Genomic DNA, 267 nt, shown 5'->3' on the forward strand with positions numbered 1-267 from the left:
TCGCCGGCGGTGTCGAGAAGTCCGATCGCGGCTTCGACGATGCGCTGGCGGGAGAGCGGTTCCTCGCGTCGTTCCGGCCGGCGTGTCCTGGTTGCCATGGGTACATCCTGGCACAGGTCTGGAACGGTGTTCCAGCTTGACATCTCTGGAACGTCGTTCCAGGCTGTGTTGGAACGACGTTCCAGAGAGAGTCTGCCGGGTGCCCGCCCGGCGGGCTGCGACAGGCAGGGAACCACCATGACCACTGACGTCACGATCATCGGTGCC

General features: G+C 64.8%; 1 pseudogene. It reads right to left on the reverse strand.

Going from position 1 to position 267, the window contains the following annotated elements:
* Positions 1–98: pseudogene (locus KVT44_RS59760) on the reverse strand (TetR/AcrR family transcriptional regulator); the annotation flags it as partial.
* Positions 99–267: the final 169 nt, after the last annotated feature.

It is taken from the genome of Streptomyces sp. GbtcB7, assembly GCF_019091445.1.
GTDB lineage: Bacteria > Actinomycetota > Actinomycetes > Streptomycetales > Streptomycetaceae > Streptomyces > Streptomyces mirabilis.